Origin of the sequence: Celeribacter marinus (assembly GCF_965656515.1) — a bacterium.
Lineage (GTDB): Bacteria > Pseudomonadota > Alphaproteobacteria > Rhodobacterales > Rhodobacteraceae > Celeribacter > Celeribacter marinus_D.
Map to the genome: position 1 here is coordinate 1 of NZ_CBFHKW010000103.1, position 2832 is coordinate 2832.

Consider the following 2832-nt stretch of genomic DNA (forward strand, 5'->3'; position numbering starts at 1 on the left):
ATCGGTGCGGAACTCGAACGCAACTTGCAAGATTTGGGTTTCACCTTTCACGAGGCGCGATCCCACATCATCAAATCTCTCGAACCCTTGTTGGTCGAAATGACCGAGAAAGTGCTTCCCGAGTTGGTGTCACAGACATTGGGACAGTCAATTATCGATGAAATTCTACCATTTGCCGACAGCCTTTCCGACACCCCCGTGGAAATCATGATCTGCCCGTCGAACAAGGTTGCGCTCACCGCGCTTCTGACCGGCAGCCTGCCAATGGCCGTCACACTCGTCGAAGAGCCCAGCCTAACAGAGGGGCAAGTTTTTTTACGCCTCGGAACCAAAGAACGAAAAATTGATCTCGATGGAGCCATCGGGAAAATACGCGCCGCAGTAGATGCCGCGTTCACGCTAAACAAGGACGCTATAGTCAATGGTTGATGATCCCAACACACCCCGCCCGAACCCCTTTTCCGATGTTCCGATTGAGATAAAAGTCACCGTTGGAAAGGCGCACCCGCTTGTCCGCGATCTTCTCAAACTAGAGAACGATAGCGTCCTGACATTGGATCGTCGCGTTGAGGATCCCGTTGAACTTTATGTCGGCGAAAAGCTGATCGCGCGTGGCGAACTTCAAGAAATCGAAGGCGATACAACGGGCCAACTCGCCGTGCGCCTTACCGAAGTTGCCGACATCAAGAACGAGCTGTAGTCCACATGCAATATTTCAAACTTGGGGCCACACTGGCGCTCGCAACGGTCATCATCATGATGATGTCCCCCGCCAGCGCCCAAGAGCTATCTTTGTCCTTCGACGGAGCCGAGTCTTTGACTGCGCGCTCCATCCAGTTGATGGTTGTGATAACGCTGTTGAGCCTTGTCCCGGGTCTGGCAATTATGGTGACTTGCTTTCCGTTCATCGTGACGGTTTTGTCGATTTTGCGACAAGCAATCGGCCTACAGCAATCGCCGCCAAACATGCTTATCGTTAGTCTGGCGCTGTTTTTAACCTATTTCGTGATGGACCCCGTGTTTACCGAAAGTTGGACCAAGGGGGTCCAGCCGCTCATGGACGGCGCCCTCACAGTCGAGCAAGCTTTACCTGAAGTGTTAGACCCATTTCGCAGGTTTATGGTCAGTCGTGTGAGTGCGGACACGTTTTCGAATTTGGCCGAACTGCGCGAAGATCCCGCAAATCCGATTGCTCTTTCAAATGATGTCGATCTATCTCTTTTGGTGCCGTCTTTTTTGCTCTCTGAAATCGAACGCGCATTCCAAATCGGGTTTCTCGTCTTCTTGCCGTTTTTGATCATCGACCTTGTTGTTTCGGCAATCCTGATGTCGATGGGTATGATGATGGTGCCTCCGGCAATCGTATCCTTGCCGTTCAAGCTCGCGTTCTTCGTCGTCTCGGACGGATGGTCATTACTCGCAAGCGCGTTGGTTCGCAGCTATATGTAGGCATCTAACGATTGTCTTGTGATCTACGTTTTTTGTCTAAATGTCATGACTGAAAATTGCGTACCACCCGCCGCCACTGAACGCCAATAGTGGCTGCAATCCACGCAGTCACATCTTGACGTAGTGGGGATCAGCGGGCTTTGGCGATGAATGTGATGGCGCATCAACGCCCGTATCCGTGGCAAATTTGATCACAGTTTGCCCACTCGGGAGAGGGGTTGCAGAGCACTGTAGCCGGCGACCGTCCCAAAGGCGGGCAAGACCTGACCATGCGATGTCGGATGACTCACCCGCGACAACGTTCTTGATGTCGGTCCAAACAGCGCTTGGTGCACATTTTGAATGCCAAAGCCGCGCAGCTTCTATGATGCCTACATCATGCATCGCATCACCATCATCAACAGCCCAAAGCACAGTGTAGGCTGTGTTGGACATGATCAGGCGACCGTCATTTTCAAACACCGCAATTGCATCTGTCAAACTGTCCAAGACCGATTGACCCGTTTCAGTTTGTGCGCGCAAACGACGCGACGACGACACCTCAGACGAAATATCTTCGAAGAAATAGGCGATCGCACCATCGGACAGTGGTCGCCCTGTAACGCGGTAGGTTATTTGGGATGTAAGGGTCCATGTCTCTTCAAAGGTTCCACTCTGTGCTTGTGTTTCCAATGCAGACACATTTTGTCGCCACGATTTATAGTCCCGAGGCTCGGGCATCATCTGCGTGTCGCGCAACTTATCCAGAAACTCCACTAAAGACGGCGATTGCACCAAATAGTCTAATGACAGGCCCGTGAGGTCGGCCAGCGCGGGGTTATAGTGTTTAAGCCTACGGTTACGGGCGAATATGGCCAAGCCCGTTGTGAGATGTGAAAAGGTGTTCGTGAGGGTTTGGGTCGCGTCCCAAAGATCTCGCTCTATTTGGACAGCGGCATCAACAGGCACGGCTGTGACCAACATCCCATCACCTTGATCGCTCGTATAGAGATCAAACCAAAGCGATGTATTGTCTGGCATGACGATACTTGCGCGCGTTGGACCGTTGGTCATTTTGGGATCATTCGGCTCATTGGTGGCGCCGTTTGACTGCGCTGGACCCGCAAGCTCGAAGAGGCGGCGCGGGGGCCAACTGGCCTCGCCATCATCGGGTTCGAACTGGTCGGCTAGGGTCAAGTAAGCGGTGTTGGCCCAAGTGACGGTTTGGTCCACATGTTCGCGCCATATCAAAAGCGGTCCATTCTCTGATGTCGCGCGCAATGTTTCGAGTTCTTGCTCCATCGCATGAACGATATGTCGATCAAATTCAGACAGATGATCATCATCTGCGCGGCTCCTTAGACTGATCCGCGCAAGGCCACGACTCCATTCACAAAAGAGCGT

At 52.5% G+C, this 2832-nt stretch carries 4 protein-coding genes; 3 read left to right on the forward strand and 1 reads right to left on the reverse strand.

Features of this window, described 5'->3' with window-relative positions:
- The 3 genes from ACTG34_RS13515 to fliP all read left to right on the forward strand — a co-directional run.
- Positions 1–429 (forward strand): flagellar biosynthesis protein (locus ACTG34_RS13515; RefSeq protein ID WP_439105399.1); only part of this gene is annotated, 429 nt, incomplete at its 5' end.
- A complete protein-coding gene (locus tag ACTG34_RS13520) occupies positions 422–700 on the forward strand; it encodes a FliM/FliN family flagellar motor switch protein (RefSeq protein ID WP_439105400.1) in 279 nt (92 codons plus the stop codon). The genes ACTG34_RS13515 and ACTG34_RS13520, both read left to right, overlap by 8 nt.
- Before the next feature lie 5 nt (positions 701–705).
- A complete protein-coding gene (fliP, locus tag ACTG34_RS13525; RefSeq protein ID WP_439105401.1) occupies positions 706–1449 on the forward strand; it encodes a flagellar type III secretion system pore protein FliP in 744 nt (247 codons plus the stop codon).
- Positions 1450–1557: 108 nt separating this feature from the next.
- On the opposite strand, the gene ACTG34_RS13530 is transcribed toward fliP, so the two are convergent.
- Positions 1558–2832, reverse strand: a 1275-nt coding sequence (locus tag ACTG34_RS13530; protein WP_439105402.1) for a PAS-domain containing protein, incomplete at its 5' end; no start/stop codon positions are given.